The sequence below is a fragment of the Flavivirga rizhaonensis genome (genome assembly GCF_004791695.1).
Lineage (GTDB): Bacteria > Bacteroidota > Bacteroidia > Flavobacteriales > Flavobacteriaceae > Flavivirga > Flavivirga rizhaonensis.
On record NZ_SRSO01000007.1, the window covers coordinates 176,905 to 196,866 of the forward strand.

General features: G+C 30.6%; 15 protein-coding genes. All 15 read left to right on the plus strand.

Features of this window, described 5'->3' with window-relative positions:
- Positions 1 to 203 precede the first annotated feature (203 nt).
- On the plus strand, positions 204 to 1,286 hold the full coding sequence (lepB, locus tag EM932_RS07135) for a signal peptidase I (protein ID WP_170179752.1): 1,083 nt from the start codon (positions 204 to 206) through the stop codon (positions 1,284 to 1,286).
- 722 nt (positions 1,287 to 2,008) lie between these two features.
- The gene (locus EM932_RS07140) at positions 2,009 to 2,227 is read left to right on the plus strand and encodes a hypothetical protein (protein ID WP_135876494.1); all 219 of its coding nucleotides are present in this window, start codon (positions 2,009 to 2,011) and stop codon (positions 2,225 to 2,227) included.
- A 95-nt stretch (positions 2,228 to 2,322) separates the two neighbouring features.
- Positions 2,323 to 3,522, plus strand: coding sequence for a DUF4221 family protein (locus EM932_RS07145; RefSeq protein WP_135876495.1), 1,200 nt, complete (start codon positions 2,323 to 2,325; stop codon positions 3,520 to 3,522).
- Between the two features lie 6 nt (positions 3,523 to 3,528).
- The gene (locus EM932_RS07150) at positions 3,529 to 3,996 is read left to right on the plus strand and encodes a hypothetical protein (protein WP_135876496.1); all 468 of its coding nucleotides are present in this window, start codon (positions 3,529 to 3,531) and stop codon (positions 3,994 to 3,996) included.
- A gap of 228 nt (positions 3,997 to 4,224) precedes the next feature.
- Positions 4,225 to 6,498 (plus strand): MG2 domain-containing protein, encoded by a 2,274-nt coding sequence (locus EM932_RS07155; protein WP_170179753.1) that lies wholly within the window; start codon positions 4,225 to 4,227, stop codon positions 6,496 to 6,498.
- A gap of 494 nt (positions 6,499 to 6,992) precedes the next feature.
- Positions 6,993 to 9,266: a hypothetical protein gene (locus EM932_RS07160; protein ID WP_135876498.1), complete on the plus strand. Its 2,274-nt coding sequence runs from the start codon at positions 6,993 to 6,995 to the stop codon at positions 9,264 to 9,266.
- A gap of 518 nt (positions 9,267 to 9,784) precedes the next feature.
- Entirely contained in the window at positions 9,785 to 10,591 is an 807-nt protein-coding gene (locus EM932_RS07165) for a hypothetical protein (protein WP_135876499.1), read from the plus strand.
- Between the two features lie 7 nt (positions 10,592 to 10,598).
- Positions 10,599 to 12,020 (plus strand): hypothetical protein, encoded by a 1,422-nt coding sequence (locus EM932_RS07170; protein ID WP_135876500.1) that lies wholly within the window; start codon positions 10,599 to 10,601, stop codon positions 12,018 to 12,020.
- A gap of 125 nt (positions 12,021 to 12,145) precedes the next feature.
- On the plus strand, positions 12,146 to 14,422 hold the full coding sequence (locus EM932_RS07175) for an MG2 domain-containing protein (RefSeq protein ID WP_170179754.1): 2,277 nt from the start codon (positions 12,146 to 12,148) through the stop codon (positions 14,420 to 14,422).
- A 112-nt stretch (positions 14,423 to 14,534) separates the two neighbouring features.
- Complete coding sequence (locus EM932_RS07180) at positions 14,535 to 14,861, plus strand: hypothetical protein (protein ID WP_135876502.1); 327 nt, start codon at positions 14,535 to 14,537, stop codon at positions 14,859 to 14,861.
- Positions 14,862 to 15,505: 644 nt separating this feature from the next.
- A complete protein-coding gene (locus EM932_RS07185) occupies positions 15,506 to 15,700 on the plus strand; it encodes a hypothetical protein (RefSeq protein WP_135876503.1) in 195 nt (64 codons plus the stop codon).
- A gap of 220 nt (positions 15,701 to 15,920) precedes the next feature.
- Complete coding sequence (locus EM932_RS07190; RefSeq protein WP_170179755.1) at positions 15,921 to 17,075, plus strand: 6-bladed beta-propeller; 1,155 nt, start codon at positions 15,921 to 15,923, stop codon at positions 17,073 to 17,075.
- A 54-nt stretch (positions 17,076 to 17,129) separates the two neighbouring features.
- Complete coding sequence (locus tag EM932_RS07195; RefSeq protein WP_135876505.1) at positions 17,130 to 17,744, plus strand: hypothetical protein; 615 nt, start codon at positions 17,130 to 17,132, stop codon at positions 17,742 to 17,744.
- A gap of 20 nt (positions 17,745 to 17,764) precedes the next feature.
- Complete coding sequence (lepB, locus tag EM932_RS07200; RefSeq protein WP_135876506.1) at positions 17,765 to 18,931, plus strand: signal peptidase I; 1,167 nt, start codon at positions 17,765 to 17,767, stop codon at positions 18,929 to 18,931.
- 860 nt (positions 18,932 to 19,791) lie between these two features.
- The coding region (locus EM932_RS07205) for a transposase (protein WP_211344264.1) at positions 19,792 to 19,962 on the plus strand (171 nt) is incomplete at its 3' end.

Here is a 19,962-nt window from a genome sequence, read left to right on the forward strand (position 1 = left end):
AATTTAAGAGTGACTAATTTCTTGATAAACCAAAATTATCTAAAAGTTATTTAATAACTACATCTAGAAATTTACGTAGTAACAATATTATAAATTAATTTAGCCTAACTTATGATAATGAATTGATGAAAAAAAGAATAATAATTGTTCTGTTATTTATAATTGTTCTTCTAATGGACTTATTTTGGTTAGCTTTAGTTTTTATGTTATTTACGATAATATATTTTGGTGTATTAAAAGTAATAACCTCAATAAAGAGTCCTTTAATTAAAAGATTGTTAAAAGTTTTCTTTATTTTTTTACTTACTTTTTCAATAAGTATAAGTGCAAAAATATTAATTTTTGATTTTTTTCTAATACCAAGTACCTCCATGGAGGACACATTATTTACACAAGACGTTATTTTAGTAAATAAACTAAAATACGGTCCTAGATTACCACGTTCTCCTTTTGATATTCCTTGGTTAAACATTGTCTTTTATTTTAATGAGAATGCAAAAAAACGAATAAAAAAAGGCAATTGGTGGGATTATAAAAGACTTTCAGGCACTACAGCTATTAAGCAAGGTGATGTTTTTGTATTTAATTCTACATGGAAAAAACAATTTATAATGGTTAAACGCTGTGTAGCATTATCTGGTGATACACTTTATATAAATGATGGTGAAATCTTTACTAATGACAATCAATTTGTAGAACCTAATACGGTTAAAAATAAATATAGATTTAATGTTAAAAATAAAATGGCTTTATACAAGGCTTTGGATTCTTTAGCTTTAAACGACATAGTATTAAAAAATATTGGTGGAGAAATTAACGAAGCTATACTTTCAGAGTTTGAATTAAATCAACTTAAGAAATACGAGTTTGTTAGCTCTGTTTCAAAACAGATAGATACTTTTATTTCAAATAAAACATTTGTCAAATTACCCGATAAAAAATGGACATTCGATAATATGGGACCTATAATTATTCCCGAAAAAGGGATGCAAATACCATTAAATACTGAAACTTTTGAATTGTATAAAAGTGCTATTAATAGCTCTGAAGGTTTTAAAATTAAAGAGATTGATGGCGTTTATTACATTGATGGTAAAGAAGTAAATAATTATACTTTTAAACAAGATTATTATTTTATGGTTGGTGATAATAGGAAAAGAACGATGGACTCTAGAGCTTGGGGATTTGTTCCAGCATCAAACATTATAGGTAAAGTACAATGCGTATTATTTTCAAATTACCAAGATAGATTTAGGTGGGATCGATTATTAAAAAGTATAGATTAATTAAATTAGTGTAATAATAGCTTAACTAAATAATAATTTTATATAAACTCATATGAACTTTAAGTTTTCTCCATTCTCTATACGTATTGTGTTTGTATGACTATCAATTATTGGAGCTAGCCTTATATCCTTTGTTAAGTGTTAAAACAACTCCAACCAAGACATTGCCATTAATTTAGATAGCTTTTAGTTGGAAAGAAGCTTCCAATAAATTTGTTTAACAATAAGTTACGTCAAAAGTTGAAGACGTTCTTTATACGGTTAAGGATATTACCGAATACTTATTTAATTATACTTGATGGAGCAAGGAAGGCTTTATTCATTAAAAAAAGCGGCTAGCAATTATAACTGTAGTATAAGAACCGTAAAACGAATGCTCTCAAATTTACGAGAAGAGGGCTATTCCATTATCTATTGCAGAAAAAGCAATAAAAATTTTCTTAAAAAATAGCAAAGTGACAAAATTTGTCCCTTAAACGCATTTTATTTGTATGATATAAACATAAAACCTCTGAGCATTTAAATGTTAAAAAATATAATCACAAATTGTTTAACTAAAAAATGAGTCAATGAAATAAACCCAAACAAAATACCCAGAGGAAGTCTTTAATTTTAGGCTAAATAGTTTTACGAAAAAAACTATTTAATATTTTGCAAAGGTAGTATTTCCTCAAAGACTTTTGCAGAAAAGTTAATCATATAATAATTTAAAATTAAAGAAAATGAAAAAATTAATTGGATTAATAACTGCTATGACATTTGCATTGAGTGTTTTTTTTGTATCAAATACAACATCTAACGACATGGATTTAGCGTCTTTAATGAGCTTAAATTCTGCCAATGCTGAGTGTGTGGGCGTAAGCCATACCACTTTTTATGAATGCAATGCATATGATAGGTGTGTTTATATTGGTGCTATAACTAATCACGGTTGTTTATAGTAGTAGGCCACTAATAATCGGAATTTAAATTGTAAATAAGGCAGGTTTGTGGTGTTTTCTAATAAACCTGTCTATTTCATCAAAAATATTAAATAATGAAAATATATCTATCATGTTTTATTGTATTCATCTTTTTTTCATGTAGCGACCAAAAAATAAACATAAAAAATGAAAAAAGCGGACAAATGGCACCTACAATGGAGTTAAGGCAAGTGAATACAAAACCCTTTTTATTAGATACTGATACAGCACCAAAACCGCATTATATTCAGGTAATCAATGACTCATTGGAAAGCAGACAACTTACCTTTTTAAATTATTACAATAACTCTATCTATTTCTATAACTACAAGACTGAAAAATTTATAAAAAAAGTAAGCTTTGACAAAGATGGTCCAAATGCTGTTAAAGAGCCCATGGGCTATCATATTAAAAATAGAGACTCTATTTATATATTTAGCAGTCAGTTAAAGGAAGTATTATTGGCAAATAGCCAAGGTGAAATATTAAATAAAATTTCTTTAATTGGAGGTAAGAGTTCCAAAAGATCGAAAACTGCTTCTTGGTTTTATACCTACCCTAATTATTATGTAGAAACGGTGACTCCTTTTATAGAAACACCTAGAGGGTTATTGCTCACGGGACAATTTGACATAGATATGAATGATTCGATAATTAACAAGTTTAAGTTTACGGCAAATATTGATTTTAAATTTGATAAAATAAATTACACGCACACATACCCACCCTCGTTATATGGCAATGGCACAGTGTGGGGAGGGGGCTTGCTTACAGAAGTATTCCCTCAGTTACACCCAGATGGGAATAAAATAATCTATAGTTTTCCTGTATCACACCATCTGTACATAACCAATATAAATAGTAATACCTATGAAAAAGTTTATGCGGGAAGCAATTTTGCAGGCTCTATTTCTTCTTTGGAGAAAAAACATGGGCGATCAAATGAAAGGATTTTGTCTAATTTTGTCAGGCAAGATATATATGCTGCCGTTATTTATGATAAGTTCCGCAAAGTATATTATCGTTTTCTCCGGAAAGCCATACCAAATGCACCTATAGGTACATCTTGGAAAGAAAAAAATATAGCCATAATAATTATGGATGAAAATTTCAAATATCTAGGAGAGACTGTTCTTGGAATTGAAAGAGAATGTCATTGGCAAAATTCTTTTGTAACAGAAGAAGGGCTAAACATTGAATATCTTGATATAGGTGATATAGAAGAGGTAAATCTTACCTTAAAAATATTTATTCCAAAACGTATTAAAATTTAAAAATATATGAGAAATAGAACTTTAACCGTTACATTTTTCATTTTCATCATATTGTTTTCCTGTAAAAAAGAAGAAAAAACAATTGAACATGATTATTTAGAAACAATCATAGATAAGTTAGATGTAAATGATAGCATAAAGAGGGTTGTTTTATTACCGGGACTTGGCTGTCATGGGTGTATACAAGAAGGTGAAGCCTTTATGAAGCAAAATGTTACAAATAGAAATATCTTATTTATTCTAACACAAATAGAATCTTTCAAAATATTACAAAATAAATTGGAGATTACATTGGAAGAGCATCCAAACGTTTATATTGATAAAAAAAATGAGATCAACTTTCCTACAGATAATAAAGTATACCCTTGCATTGTTATGCTTGATAATGGAAATGTAAAAGGACATGAATTTCAATCTCCTAAAAACACAGCCGCACTTCAAAGGCTCAAAAAGTGTATTGAAATGGAACTATAATTGTTAGCTTGAGTTATCACTAATTTAATGTTAATTCGATGTTTTTAATTATGAGAGCTGATAAAATTTTAAAAGTTGAAAAATTATAAGTAAGTAATTACTAATTTTAAAAAAATGAGATCCCAAAAATCTATTTACAAAGTTTGTTTTTCAGACTGTTATAGCTTTTTATTGGTTTTAAATCTGCTGTTATATTCTTTTCCCGTGCTTTCCCAGGACAAGAATGTTATGGACAATCTCGCCGAACGGTTACACCTCCAAACAACAAATAAGCCAAAACTCTCCGTCTACCTTCAGACCAGCAAAGGTATTTATGAAACAGGGGAGGACCTTTGGTTTAAAGGCTATGTGCTGGATGCACAAAGGCTGCTGCCCTCGGCTTTGGACAAGACCCTGTATGTTCAATTGGAGCGGGAAGACAACAATCAGGTTGTATTACAAGAAAAATTGCAGGTAGGTAACGGTTTTGTAGATGGGCATATCCATATTCAGGATTCATTACGGGCAGGAAACTATAGGTTATCTGCATATTCTTCACGATCCTTTAACGCTGGCTCAAAAGAATTCCACGGATTCCGGAAACTTAAAATAGTCGAGCGCATTTCTACGCAACCAAAAGACACAACATTTTTAGGACAAGGTAGGGCAATAAAAAACGACAGTATACACTTCAGCGTATTTCCAGAGGGAGGCCATCTGGTATCAGGTATATTAAGTACTATTGGTTTTAAGGCGGTTGACGCCAAAGGCCTGCCAAAAGATGTTTTGGGCACCCTGTATGAAAACGACAAGCCCTTATTGACCTTTAAGAGCACGCACGCTGGTATGGGGCGTTTTTTACTAACTCCCAATAGCAATAAACGCTACCATATTAAGTTAAAGGGACCTTCACCCCAACAAGTCTATATATTGTCAGGAATAAAAACTCAAGGTAAGGTTCTGCAACTTCTTAATACCCCAAAAGAAGAACTCGTGTTTAAAGTGTCTCAATCTTCTAGTTTAAAAAAGGAAAGTGTTTATTTAAGGGTTCAGATACGTGGCTTGGTTTATACCATTGCAAAAGCCCTGTTGGATAAAGAAACCATTATAAAAATTCCGTTAAAGGACCTGCCACAAGGTATTGCGGAAGTGACGCTGTTCAATGAAAGCCTAAAACCTGTGGCGGAACGGCTAGTATATGTAAATCACGACCAAAAACTATATATAAAAGCGATATTGGATAAAGGCGAATACCTAACCAAAGAAGAATCCAAATTAAGGTTAAAGGTAACAGACCAAAATGGCGACCCCGTAGTAGCACATTTGGGCTTGAGTGTTTATGACCAGATCTACAAAACCCCAGAAGATTGTAAAACCATAGAAAGCCATTACCAGCTTTCCACACAGCTTAAAGGAACCCTCTACAATCCAGGTTATTATTTTGATGAAAAAAACGAGGACAGAAAACAAGCTTTGAACCTCTTGCTGCTTACCCAAGGCTGGAGGCGCTATGTATGGAACGAACAAAGCCTGAAAGCACAGAAACCTTTGGACAGCCTGTATGTCAAAGACCATGTTGAAGGCGAGCTTGCTTATATCAAAAAAAGAAAAAACACGACGAAACAGAGCATGGTTGTGATCTACAATCCCTTAGAGGAAGGTAACGAGACGTTTATACCATTGGATAGTCTTGGCAGGTTCGCTTTGACCGCAGACCATCTAAAAATGGGGAGGAAATTATATATTAAACATTTTGGCACAGATAGGGATAGGATACAGGTTACCGTTAAAGACCCGTTTAATGCCATCAATAAAATTAAAGAAACTAAGCATTATAGTTACCCTTTAGCCATTATAGCAGAGAAAGAAGCATACAACGAATCTGATGTTAAGGCATGGGCATCAATACAAGAGGGCGTTACTCTGGACGAAGTGGAAATTAAAGGTAAAAAGAAACGTATATATAGGGATAAATATCTAAGTAAGCTCGATAGCCTAGAGAAGTTAAAAATGGTTGAAAGGAATCTTGATTATGTGTGTAAACTAGATAATTATTTAAATTGTCCAATACACCGTAGAAGTAATAGCAGGAAACCAGTAGAAGGAGAAGTTTATTTAGAATTTATGTTTTTTAGTGATGGTGAATGGCTTAAGGGAATAGCACCAGTAGGAGTAGGATATTGGTTTAAAAGCCCACCACTCCCACCATATCATAGTGATCCTTATTTATCAAAGGCTAATCTTATGAGTAGGTATAATTTAATGTGTACTGAAGGGTATTCCCCTAAAAAAGTATTTTATGAACCTGTTTATGATACGATAGAACAAACAAATGGTTTTCCAGATTATAGAAATACTTTATTATGGAAACCAGATATCATAACCGATAAAAATGGGGAAGCCACTATTCGTTTTTATTGCTCTGATATTAATACAAAATTTATTGGTATTGTTGAGGGTGTAGGTATAAGTGACGAAGGGTTTTTAGGAACAAAATCTTTTGAGTTTTTTGTTAGGAAATAGGCTATAATCTTGATGCTATTTCTTTTGTTTATAGTTTTGAGAAGAATGTTGTTGTTCCGAATGCTATCGAAAACAAAATACATTTTGTTAGAAGATAAAAGTGAAGCTTATGAGGAGGAATCTCATCCTTTTGAGATTTCTCGCAAGTTTATACTGAGTACTTCGACTGCGCTCAGTATAAACTAAAGTAGAAAGATGTTGAAATGGTAAAAACATGTTAAATATGTGTTTGCCTAGAAAGGTTACATACATCTTTAGTTTTAATAAACAGTTATGCTTACAATACGAATGTTATTAATTATAACAGCTTATAAAATTTTTAAAACTGAGATTATTAGTGATCAACTACTTAATTTCTTTAATAGATAATTATGGGATCCCAAAAATTTGAAAGATCTATTTATAAAGTTTGTTTTTCAGACTGTTATAGCTTTTTATTGGTTTTAAATCTGCTGTTATGTTCTTTTCCCGTGCTTTCCCAGGACAAGAATGTTATGGACAATCTCGCCGAACGGTTACACCTCCAAACAACAAATAAGCCAAAACTCTCCGTCTATCTTCAAACCAGCAAAGGTATTTATGAAACAGGCGAAGATCTTTGGTTTAAAGGTTATGTGCTAGATGCACAAAGGCTATTTCCTTCGGTTTTAGACAAGATCTTGTATGTTCAATTGGAGCGGGAAGAAAACAATCAAGTTGTATTACAAGAAAAATTGCAGATAGATAACGGTTTTGTAGATGGACATCTCTATGTTCAGGATTCATTACAGGCAGGGAATTATAGGTTATCTGCATATTCTTCACATTCCTTTAATAATGGTGCAAAAGAATTTCACGGATTTCGGAAACTTAAAATAGTTGAGCGCATTTCTGCACAACCAAAAGCTACAATATCTTTAGAACAAGCTAAAGAAATAGAAAATGACAGTATTCACTTTAGTGTATTTCCAGAAGGAGGTCACCTAGTATCAGGCATATTAAGTACTATTGGTTTTAAAGCGGTTGACTCCAAAGGACGACCAAAAGACGTTTCAGGAACCTTGTATGAAAACGACGAGGTCTTATTAGCCTTTAAAAGCACACATGTTGGTATGGGGCGTTTTTTACTAACACCCAATAGCAATAAACGTTACCATATTAGATTAAAGGATTCTTTATCACAACAAGTTTTTAAACTGCCAAGTATAGAAACTAAAGGTAGAGTTCTGCAACTTCTTCGTAGCTCAAAAGAAGAACTGATCTTTAAAGTATCTCAATCTTCTAGCTTTAAAAAGGAAAGCATTTATTTAAGGGTCCAAATACGTGGCTTGGTTTATAGTATTGCTAAAGTCATGTTAGATAAAGAAATTATTATAAAAATCCCGTTAAAGGACATGCCACAAGGTATTGCGGAAGTGACGCTGTTTAATGAAAGCCTAAAACCTGTGGCAGAACGGCTCGTATATGTAAATCAAGATCAAAAATTGTATATAAAAACAATATTGGATAAAAGTGAATACCTTACTAAGGAAGCAGCTAAATTAAAAATAAAAGTAACAGACCAAAATGGTGAGCCCATAGTGGCGCATTTAGGTTTGAGTATTTATGATCAAATTTATAAAAATCCAGAAGACTCAAAAACTATAGAAAGCCATTACTTGCTTTCCACACAACTTAAAGGAACTCTTTACAATCCAGGTTATTATTTTAATAAAAAAAACGAGGACAGAAAACAAGTTTTAAACCTCTTGCTGCTTACTCAAGGCTGGAGGCGCTATGTGTGGAACGAACAAAACTTAAAAGCACAGAAACCTTTGGACAGTCTGTATGTCAAAGACCATGTTGAAGGCAAGCTTACTTATATCAAAAAAAGAAAAAACAGGATCCAACAAAGTGGGGTTATGATTTATAACCCCCTTAAAGAAGGTAATAAGACGTTTATACCATTAGATAGTCTTGGCAACTTCGTTTTAACTTCAGACCATCTAAAAATGGGAAGAAAATTGTATATCAAACATTTTGGCTCAGATAGAGATTGGATAGAGGTTACCGTTAAAAATTCATTTAATGTCATCAATAAAATGAAACAAACCAAAGATTATAGTTACCCTTTTACCATTATAGCAGAAAAAGACGCATACAACGAATCTAGTAGTAAGAGATGGACTTCTATGCAAGAGGGGCTTGTTTTGGATGAAGTAAAAATTAAAAGTAAAAAGAAACATATATATAGGGATAAATATTTAAGTAAGCTGGATAGCCTAGCTAAGCTGGAAATGACAGAAAGAACTTTTGACTTTGTGTGCGAAGACGGTATTTTAAATTGTCCAAACCGAAACCACCTTAAAAAACATAAGAAACCAATAGAAGGTGAAATTTATAAAGAATTGATGGTTCTTAAAAATGGTGTTTGGTATAGAGGAATACCACAATTAGAGGGGGTTATTTATAAAAACCCATCACTCCCACCATATCATTATCCTCATTTATCAGAGGCTAATCTTATGAACAAGTATAATTTAATGTGTACTGAAGGGTATTACCCTAAGCGCGTGTTTTATGAACCTGTTTATGATAAGATAGAACAAGAAAATGGTTTTCCAGATTATAGAAATACGTTGTTATGGAAACCAGATATCATAACCGATAAAAATGGGGAAGCCACTATTAGTTTTTATTGCTCTGATATTAATACTAAATTTATTGGTGTTATTGAGGGGGTAGGTATAAGTGACGAAGGATTTTTAGGAACAAAATCTTTTGAGTTTTTTGTTAGGAAAAGGAAATAGGCTATAATCTTGATGCTATTTCTTTTGTTTATAGTTTTGAGAAGAATGTTGTTATTCCGAATGCTATCGAAAACAAAATACATTTTGTTAGAAGATAAAAGCGAAGCTTATGAGGAGGAATCTCATCCTTTTGAGATTTCTCGCAAGTTTATCCTGAGTACTTCGACTGCGCTCAGTATAAACTAAAGTAGAAAGACTCATTTTTCATTTTGTTGAAATGGTAAAATATGATAATCAATATTTTAAATATGTGTTTGCCTAGAAAGGTTACATACATCTTTAATTTTAATAAACAGTTATGCTTACAACACGAATGTTATTAATTATAACAGCTTATAAAATTTTTAAAACTGAGATTATTAGTGATCAACTACTAATCTCTTTAATAGATAATTATGGGATCCCAAAAATTTGAAAAACCTATTTGTAAAGTTTGTTTTTCAGACTGTTATAGCTTTTTATTGGTTTTAAATCTGCTGTTATGTTCTTTTCCCGTGCTTTCCCAGGACAAGAATATTATGGACAATCTCGCCGAACGGTTACACCTCCAAACAACAAATAAGCCAAAACTCTCCGTCTACCTTCAAACCAGCAAAGGTATTTATGAAACAGGCGAGGATCTTTGGTTTAAAGGCTACGTGCTGGATGCACAGCTGTTTTTTCCATCTGTAAAAAGTAAAATATTGTTTGTTCAATTAATCGAAGATAAAACCAATAAAGCTGTTTGGGAAGAAAAATATGAGATAGAAGAAGGGTTTGTAGATGGACATCTATATTTAAACGATTCTTTACAATCAGGTTCTTATACTTTAGCAGCATATAGTACACATTCATTTTATGAAGGTACAAAAGCGTTCCATGGCATACGCAAATTAGAAATTCTTAAAAATATAAAGAATAAACCAAAACAAGAATCTGTGAAAAATGATAATATCTTAAATTTCACGACATTTCCTGAAGGAGGAGATTTGATTTCAGGAATTCAAAATAGGATTGCTTTTAAAGCTGAAAACTCAAAAGGATTACCTATTGCGGTTTCGGGAATATTATATGAGAATAATATACCAATAGTTGAGTTTAAAAGCACACATGATGGTATGGGGAGTTTTTTATTCCTCCCATTTTCTATCAATAAATACCATATTCAGCTAGAAGAACCTCTAAAAGACAAAATTTATTATTTACCACAAATCTTAACTAGTGGGAAAACATTGCAGTTATTAAGGAGCACTGAAGATCAAGTTATTTTTAAGGTTAGTCAAACTGCCGATTTAATAGAGGGAACTATTTATTTAAAAGTGAGAAACCAGAGGTGTTATTTATAGTGTTGCTATGGGTAAATTAAACAAAGAACTCATCATTAAAATTCCATTAAAAGATATTCCACATGGTATTGCTGAAGTAACACTCTTTAATGAAAGTCTAAAACCAGTAGCAGAACGTTTAATATATGTGAATTCTGGTAGAAAATTAACTATTAAGACAATACTTAATAAAAGTGAATACTCAACTAGAGAAAAGGCTGTTTTAAAGATTAAAGTAACAAACGAAAATAATGAACCTGTAATTGCGCATTTGGGCTTAAGTATTTTCGATAAATTATATCAAAACAAGCTAGACCCTAAGAATATTCTTACTCATTATTATTTGTCTACTCAGTTAAAAGGAAATATTTACAATCCTACATATTATTTTAATGAAGAGTATAAAAATAGGCATGAAGGTTTAAACTTATTATTACTCACTCAAGGTTGGAGACGGTATATAAGTAGTGAATCTGATATAAGAGAATATACTAAACAAATAAAACCACTACTTTCCGATTCAATTACTGGTAAGGTTTATTCAGAAAGAATGACTAAAAAGTCCAAAATACAAGGACAACAATTTGTAATGGTATTTACCTCAGATTCTTTAAAGGGTAAAGACATTATTATGACAGATTCAAAAGGTGTTTTTAGTATAAATTACAAACATCTAAAAGTGAGTGAAAAGGGTTATGTTTACCTAAAGCCCATGACCCCTGAAAAATCTAAATATGTTATTAATATTAAAGATACTTTATTTGATATTATAAATTTAAATAGAAAAAAAATATCAATAAACTATCCGCTTTCAAAATTAAAAGAAGAAACTCTAAAAGATAGAAGAGAACCTTTTATTATATCAAGTGAAGTTAACAAACTGGAAGAGGTAGTTGTGCTTTCTACAAAGAAAAAACAAGTGTTTAGAGATAAGTATTTGGGCGTTTTAGATAGTTTAGCTAAACTAGATTTAAATACGGATTATGTTGGAATTCCTTGTGGAACGTTAAATTGTGAAGTCCACCCAAATGATAAAAGTAAAAAACCTATAGAAGGAGAAGTGTATCAATATATGCAAGGTTTTAAGTGGAATGATAAAAGAGATGCATATACCGTTACCGGACATGGTTATACAAAATATCATTATCCTGAACTAACAGAGGCATATTTATTAGAAAAATTTAATTTACGAATGATAAAAGGTTATTATGGTAAACGAGAGTTTTACCAACCTTTTTATGATGAAGAAACTGTAAATGATCCTTTTCTAGATTATCGAAACACCCTGTATTGGAAACCAGACATAATAACCAATGAACAAGGAGAAGCTATTATAGAGTTTTATTGTTCAGATATAAACGCAAAATTTATAGGTAATATTGAAGGGGTTAGTGGTACTGGGTTAATGGGTACTGAAAATTTTACTTTTCAAGTACGTAAATCAAACTAATTATGGGATCCCAAAAATTTGAAAGATCTATTTGTAAAGTTTGTTTTTCAGACTGTTATAGCTTTTTATTGGTTTTAAATCTGCTGTTATATTCTTTTCCCGTGCTTTCCCAGGACAAGAATATTATGGACAATCTCGCCGAACGGTTACACCTCCAAACAACAAATAAGCCAAAACTCTCCGTCTACCTTCAGACCAGCAAAGGTATTTATGAAACAGGGGAGGACCTTTGGTTTAAAGGCTATGTGCTGGATGCACAAAGGCTGCTGCCCTCGGCTTTGGACAAGACCCTGTATGTTCAATTGGAGCGGGAAGACAACAATCAGGTTGTATTACAAGAAAAATTGCAGGTAGGTAACGGTTTTGTAGATGGGCATATCCATATTCAGGATTCATTACGGGCAGGAAACTATAGGTTATCTGCATATTCTTCACGATCCTTTAACGCTGGCTCAAAAGAATTCCACGGATTCCGGAAACTTAAAATAGTCGAGCGCATTTCTACGCAACCAAAAGACACAACATTTTTAGGACAAGGTAGGGCAATAAAAAACGACAGTATACACTTCAGCGTATTTCCAGAGGGAGGCCATCTGGTATCAGGTATATTAAGTACTATTGGTTTTAAGGCGGTTGACGCCAAAGGCCTGCCAAAAGATGTTTTGGGCACCCTGTATGAAAACGACAAGCCCTTATTGACCTTTAAGAGCACGCACGCTGGTATGGGGCGTTTTTTACTAACTCCCAATAGCAATAAACGCTACCATATTAAGTTAAAGGGACCTTCACCCCAACAAGTCTATATATTGTCAGGAATAAAAACTCAAGGTAAGGTTCTGCAACTTCTTAATACCCCAAAAGAAGAACTCGTGTTTAAAGTGTCTCAATCTTCTAGTTTAAAAAAGGAAAGTGTTTATTTAAGGGTTCAGATACGTGGCTTGGTTTATACCATTGCAAAAGCCCTGTTGGATAAAGAAACCATTATAAAAATTCCGTTAAAGGACCTGCCACAAGGTATTGCGGAAGTGACGCTGTTCAATGAAAGCCTAAAACCTGTGGCGGAACGGCTAGTATATGTAAATCACGACCAAAAACTATATATAAAAGCGATATTGGATAAAGGCGAATACCTAACCAAAGAAGAATCCAAATTAAGGTTAAAGGTAACAGACCAAAATGGCGACCCCGTAGTAGCACATTTGGGCTTGAGTGTTTATGACCAGATCTACAAAACCCCAGAAGATTGTAAAACCATAGAAAGCCATTACCAGCTTTCCACACAGCTTAAAGGAACCCTCTACAATCCAGGTTATTATTTTGATGAAAAAAACGAGGACAGAAAACAAGCTTTGAACCTCTTGCTGCTTACCCAAGGCTGGAGGCGCTATGTATGGAACGAACAAAGCCTGAAAGCACAGAAACCTTTGGACAGCCTGTATGTCAAAGACCATGTTGAAGGCGAGCTTGCTTATATCAAAAAAAGAAAAAACACGACGAAACAGAGCATGGTTGTGATCTACAATCCCTTAGAGGAAGGTAACGAGACGTTTATACCATTGGATAGTCTTGGCAGGTTCGCTTTGACCGCAGACCATCTAAAAATGGGGAGGAAATTATATATTAAACATTTTGGCACAGATAGGGATAGGATACAGGTTACCGTTAAAGACCCGTTTAATGCCATTAATAAAATTAAAGAAACTAAATACAACAGCTACCCTTTAGCCATTATAGCAGAGAAAGAAGCATACAACGAATCTGATGTTAAGGCATGGGCATCAATACAAGAGGGCGTTACTCTGGACGAAGTGGAAATTAAAGGTAAAAAGAAACGTATATATAGGGATAAATATCTAAGTAAGCTCGATAGTCTTGCTAATCTGGAAATGACTGAAAGGACTTCTGATTATGTATGTAAACTAGATAATTTTTTAAATTGTCCATTCCATCGTAGAAGTTCAGAAAGTAAGAAACCAGTAGAAGGAGAAGTTTATAAAGAATTTATGTTTTTAAAAAATGGTGTATGGATTACGGGTGTAGTACCAATAGGAGATTATGTGTTTAAAAACCCCCCACTCCCACCATATCATTATCCTCATTTATCGGAAGCTGATCTTATGAGCAAGTATAATTTAATGAGTACAGAAGGGTATTCCCTTAAAAAAGTATTTTATGAACCTGTTTATGATGAGATAGAACAAACTAACGGTTTTCCAGATTATAGAAATACTTTATTATGGAAACCAGATATCATAACCGATGAAAAAGGTGAAGCTACTATTCGTTTTTATTGCTCTGATATTAATACAAAATTTATTGGTATTGTTGAGGGTGTAGGTATAAGTGACGAAGGGTTTTTAGGAACAAAATCTTTTGAGTTTTTTGTTAGGAAAAGGAAATAGGCTATAATCTTGATGCTATTTCTTTTGTTTATAGTTTTGAAATTAATACAAACAAAGCCTTATAACTTTTGAACAGAACTTTATAAAGGAGAAAGAAAGTGAGAATTTAACATTGGATAAAAATACCAGGTTCCTTGATATTAAAGGAAATTTGATTTTAGCTAAAGATCTGTTTAAAACAAAAAAGATAGTATTAAGATATTCAGAATCTAATTGTGAAGACTGTATAAGTTCAGAGATCAATACAATTTTAAACAATAACAACGAATTAAAGGAGCGTATAATTTTGATAGCTTATTACAAAAACAAAAGAGACTTATTTGTCTACCATAAGGAGTTTAAAAAGAAAGGATTGGATAATATTGAAATGTATTTGTTAACAGAAAATGGCTTAAATGTTTCTATAGAAAAACTAAATATGCCGTTTTATTTTGTATAAATTCTAATTTAGTAATGAATAACTTTTTTATTCCTCAAAAAGATAAATCAAAACTATCAGAAAGGTATTTACGAATAATGTCTAGAAATTTTCTTAATTAGAATTTAGCTGATTACTTAATGCATAAAAAAATAATGTTAAGTGTATTCTTTTTATTGGTTTAATGTCTTTCCTATAATAATAGATTGGTTTTGGTTAGCACTAATGTCATTTTACTCATAATACTGTAGAAGTAATAAATTATCGATTTTTTATTGCAGGAAAAAGTAATAAATATTTCCTAAAAGATAGCAAAGTGACAAAATTTGTCCCTGTCATGGGTGTAATTTGTATGAGAATAAATAATTATACAATTTCTGGTTAAAACCTCTGAGCATCTGAAAAAAATTAAAAAAATATAATCACATATTGTTTAACTAAAAAAAGAGCTTATGATATAAACCCAAACAAATACCCAGAGGAAGAATTATATTCCGTATGTGATACGGAATCTTTTTAAATTGAATCTCTAAATTCTTATAATTATTCAATAATTGTGGCTAGTTATTATGTTCTGTAAAGTAGCATACCTCATTAGACTTTACAATAATAATCAATTTTGTATTTCATAATACAAAAAGAATTTAAATTTTAAAATAAATAAAATGAAAAAAATAATTAGAATTTTTGTTGTTATAACGATTGTAGCTGTTACTTTTTTTAATTTGTCAATGTTAGAAAATATAGATAGGGATTTAGATATGGCTAATTTGATACAATCTGCTAATGCTTTTGGAGAAAGTGGAGAGGGTGTTAAAAAAGGTATAACCCTCAACTTTGATGCTGGAACAGTAACGTAAGAAAAAAAATAGATGGAGTATGGCATGATATTGAATGTACTTATGGTGCCTATACCAGATGCGTAGGAAACGACCAATCACCTTGTACTCCAACACAGCAAGTTATAAATTGTCCAGAACCTGGAGACCCTGCATAACGTAAAGATTCTTCTTGAGAGTATATATTTACATTCTCAAGAAGAATTTGTTAGAAAATGAAATTTTTTTAAAAGAAATGATTATGAAAAGAATTTTATTTACAATTGTGCTATTATTATGCTTTAGTTCTTGTAAAAAAATAGTTAATGAATTAGATAATGTAAATTTAGAACATATAAAAGTTGATATTCAAGAAAAATATCCTGAGGGTGATTTTAAAGAATATTTTTCTTCATCCAAAATCATAGCATTAGAGACTACAGAGCGTTCCATTTTTTCAAAAATAGACAGGATAAGTTTGCATAAGGATAAAATTTTTATTTTAGATAGAAATACAGATGCCGTTTTAATTTTTAGTAATACTGGAAAATTTTTAAATAAAATACAATACATAGGTAAAGGTCCTATGGAATATATAAGTTTACATGATTTTACAATTGATGAAAATAGAGGACATATCATTTTATACACAGATAGACCCTATAAACTTATTACTTATACTATTGAAGGACAGTTTCTCAAAGAAGAAAAAATAAAAGGTTTCTATTTCAATATGGGATTTAAAGATAATAATCTTTTTCTTTTGGTTAAGGAAAAAAAAGATAAAATGTTCTTAGAATATAATTTAGAAACACAAGCAAAAAAAAGGTTTGTTGATTTAAACGAAAAAGACGAGTTTTTTTTTAATCTAGTAATAGAAAGTCCAAATATAATCAGAAGCAAAAATGTTTTTATTAGCCAGCTTTATTCGGAAACGATATATGAATATGATGGAAACGAGGTTAAACCTAAATATTTTGTGGATTATGGAGAGCAGAAAGCGCCAGATAATATTATTAATAAATTTGAAAAGAATTATCAAGGTCTTTATGAATATATAACAGAAAATAATTATGGGTTTGGAATTTCAAACTTTCGAGAAAGTAAAGATTATGTTACGTTTAACTTCTATAATAACATGATAGTAATCTATTCAAAAGTGTTAAAAAAATCTAAAGCTTTTAGTTTTTTTGAAAATGAAAATGATCAGCTTCCATTTTATAATTATTTTGCTCATGATGGCGATGACAATAAAATTATTTCCATTTATCCTGCAATTGAATTTAAAGACCAAATGAGTATCTACAAAAAAGAGATAAAACCTTGGGATAAAATACCTGACTATATTAAAGAGATAGATGAAAAATTATCTAGTAATGATAATCCTTTACTAATTGTTTACACATTTAAAGAGTAAACAGGAAGTTTCTTTTTTTTAATAAACCTTTAGTATTAAGTATTAGAATAAATAATGAATAATGTAAAATATATAGTTTTTATAGTTATACTTTTAATTTTAAATGCTGTTCTAATTTATAAACTTAATAGCTATTCTAAAGGTATAAGTAAAATTAGACCAGTATTAAACCAATATAGGGAAGGCCTTTTAAATTTTGAACAAAATTTTGTAAAAGAGTCCGAAAATGAAAATTTAATCTTGGATCAAAACACTAAATTTCTTGATATCGAAGGAAATTTGATTAAGGCTAAAGATTTGTTTAAATCTAATAGTGTGGTATTGCGATATTCGGAAACTAATTGTGAAGCTTGTATAAATGCCGAAATTAATACACTTTTAAAGAATAATAGCGATTTAAAGAATAGTATAGTTTTAATAGCTAGTTATCGAAATAGTAGAGATTTATATGTTTATTATAAAGAGTATGAAAAAAAAGGAATCAGCAATATTAAAATGTTTTTATTATTAGATAAAAGTTTAAATATTCCAATAGAAAAACTTAATAAGCCATATTATTTTTGTATAGATTCTAATTTACGAATGAGTAATTTTTTTATCCCTCAAGAAAATAAGCCGCAACTATCTGAGAGTTATTTACAAATTATACCTATAAGTTTTCTTAATTAGTTAGTTAAACTCATTATTTGATGAGGAAAAGAATAGTTTTAAATATTTTACTGGTTATAGTTTTTCTAATATTTATAGACTCATTTTGGTTAATATTGATTGTTCTTTTATTTATAGGTATATATTTTGGAGTATTAAAATTAATTTCTTTTGTTAAGAAAAGATTTTTAAGGCAAGTGATTAGGAGTCTTTTTTTGTCTTTATTTGTGCTCTCCATAGCTATTTGTGTAAAATTATTTACTATCGATATTTTTAGAATTCCAAGCTCATCAATGGAAAATACGTTATTTCCTAACGATGTAATTTTTGTAAATAAACTAATATATGGTCCTAGATTACCAAATTCCCCTTTTGAGATTCCTTGGTTAAATCTAGCATTTTATGCTAGTAATGACGCCAGAAAACGGATAAAAGAAACTTGGTGGGATTATAAAAGGCTTTCCGGGACTAGTACCATTAAACAAGGAGATGTTTTTGTTTTTAATTTAGGAACGACTAGAGATTTTTTTGTGGTTAAACGTTGCATGGGTTTAGCTGGAGATACGCTAAAAATTAAAGATGCAGAGGTTTATACCAACAGTGAGTTATTTATATCACCCGGTACAATTAAAAATAATTATAAATTTATAGTTAAAAACCGAGCAAATATATACAATGCTATAGATTCATTAGGTTTTAAAATCACATTAAATCAAAATAGAAAAAATAAATTTAAAAATAAAAGCCTTTCTAAATTAGAGTTTTTGCGACTAAAACAATTAAATGGTATAGATTCTTTACAAAAACAGATTGATACGTTTAATGTTAAAAAAAAGTTTTTTCCTAAGTTTCCTAAAAGCAAATGGACTTTAGATAATATGGGACTTATTATTGTCCCCAAAAAAGGTATGAAAATTGTGTTAGATTTTCAAACTTATTTTTTATATAAAAAAATAATTAATAAGTTTGAAAATACATCTATTACTTATAAGGAAGGGAGTTGTTATTTAAATAATAAAAAAGCAACTACTTATACATTTTCACGGGATTATTACTTTATGATGGGTGATAATAGAAAAGACTCACACGATTCAAGATATTTTGGTTTTCTCCCAGAATCAAACATTATAGGTAAAGTACAATGCGTATTATTTTCAAATTACCAAGATAGATTTAGGTGGGATCGATTATTAAAAAGTATAGATTAATTAAATTAGTGTAATAATAGCTTAACTAAATAATAATTTTATATAAACTCATATGAACTTTAAGTTTTCTTCATTTTCTATATGTATTGTGTTTGTATGTCTATCAATTATTGGAGCTAGCCTTATTTATTAAACAACTCTAACCAAGACATTGTCATTAATTGAGATAGCTTTTAGTTGGAAAGAATCTTTCTATGATTTTGTTTAACAATAAGTTGCGTCAAAAGTTGAAGACGTTCTTTATACGGTTAAAGATATTAACTGAATACTTATTTAATTATACTTGATAGAGCGAAGAAGGCTATATTCATTAAAAAAAGTAGCAAATGATTATGAATGCAGTATAAGAACCATAAAACGAATGCTATCAAATTTACGAGAAGAAGGTCATTTCATAATCTATAGCAGAAAAAGCAATAAATATTTTCTTAAAAAATAGCAAAGTGACAGAATATGTCCCTTTGTAGGCTTAAATTTGTAGTAATTAATTTAATATATAAATGTTAAAAATATAATCACAAATTGTTTAACTAAATAAAAAGCCTATGGGATAGACTAAAAATACTCGGAGGGAATATTTAAAAAGGGAAGTAAAAACTTTTTTTAAATGTTTTTAACCAATAGGTGATCTTATGGTTAAATATTAAAGTAAAGCGATATACCCTAAAATAATCAAGTTAACTTTACAAAAATAAACTTTTAGTCATTAATCTTACTCTAAAATTATATTTTTTTCTTATGAAAACAAAAAGTTACGTATTAATATTTTTTACAAGCCTCTTTATTGGTCTCAAAAATAGTTAAAACTATGCACTTTAGTGCATGTCGCTTTAGCTTCTAAAAATTTCTACCTTTGTAGTATGTCGGAACAACGATCAAATGGACACAGTGTATCTCGCTTATTAGTTCACATAGTTTGGAGCACAAAATATCGTTATCATGTTTTGAAAGGCGACATTCAAAATCGATGTCGTTCCCTTTTGATACAAATATGCGATGCGGAAGATGTACAGATCCTAAAAGGTGTAATA

Excerpts from the sequence above, each read along its gene's own strand:
- lepB (WP_170179752.1), top strand. The coding sequence starts at position 204 with ATGTTATTTACGATAATATATTTTGGTGTATTAAAAGTAATAACCTCA.
- EM932_RS07155 (WP_170179753.1), top strand. The coding sequence starts at position 4,225 with ATGGACAATCTCGCCGAACGGTTACACCTCCAAACAACAAATAAGCCA.
- EM932_RS07145 (WP_135876495.1), top strand. The coding sequence starts at position 2,323 with ATGAAAATATATCTATCATGTTTTATTGTATTCATCTTTTTTTCATGT.
- EM932_RS07165 (WP_135876499.1), top strand. The coding sequence starts at position 9,785 with ATGGACAATCTCGCCGAACGGTTACACCTCCAAACAACAAATAAGCCA.
- EM932_RS07160 (WP_135876498.1), top strand. The coding sequence starts at position 6,993 with ATGGACAATCTCGCCGAACGGTTACACCTCCAAACAACAAATAAGCCA.
- lepB (WP_135876506.1), top strand. The coding sequence starts at position 17,765 with ATGAGGAAAAGAATAGTTTTAAATATTTTACTGGTTATAGTTTTTCTA.
- EM932_RS07140 (WP_135876494.1), top strand. The coding sequence starts at position 2,009 with ATGAAAAAATTAATTGGATTAATAACTGCTATGACATTTGCATTGAGT.
- EM932_RS07175 (WP_170179754.1), top strand. The coding sequence starts at position 12,146 with ATGGACAATCTCGCCGAACGGTTACACCTCCAAACAACAAATAAGCCA.
- EM932_RS07170 (WP_135876500.1), top strand. The coding sequence starts at position 10,599 with ATGGGTAAATTAAACAAAGAACTCATCATTAAAATTCCATTAAAAGAT.
- EM932_RS07150 (WP_135876496.1), top strand. The coding sequence starts at position 3,529 with ATGAGAAATAGAACTTTAACCGTTACATTTTTCATTTTCATCATATTG.
- EM932_RS07195 (WP_135876505.1), top strand. The coding sequence starts at position 17,130 with ATGAATAATGTAAAATATATAGTTTTTATAGTTATACTTTTAATTTTA.
- EM932_RS07185 (WP_135876503.1), top strand. The coding sequence starts at position 15,506 with ATGAAAAAAATAATTAGAATTTTTGTTGTTATAACGATTGTAGCTGTT.
- EM932_RS07190 (WP_170179755.1), top strand. The coding sequence starts at position 15,921 with ATGAAAAGAATTTTATTTACAATTGTGCTATTATTATGCTTTAGTTCT.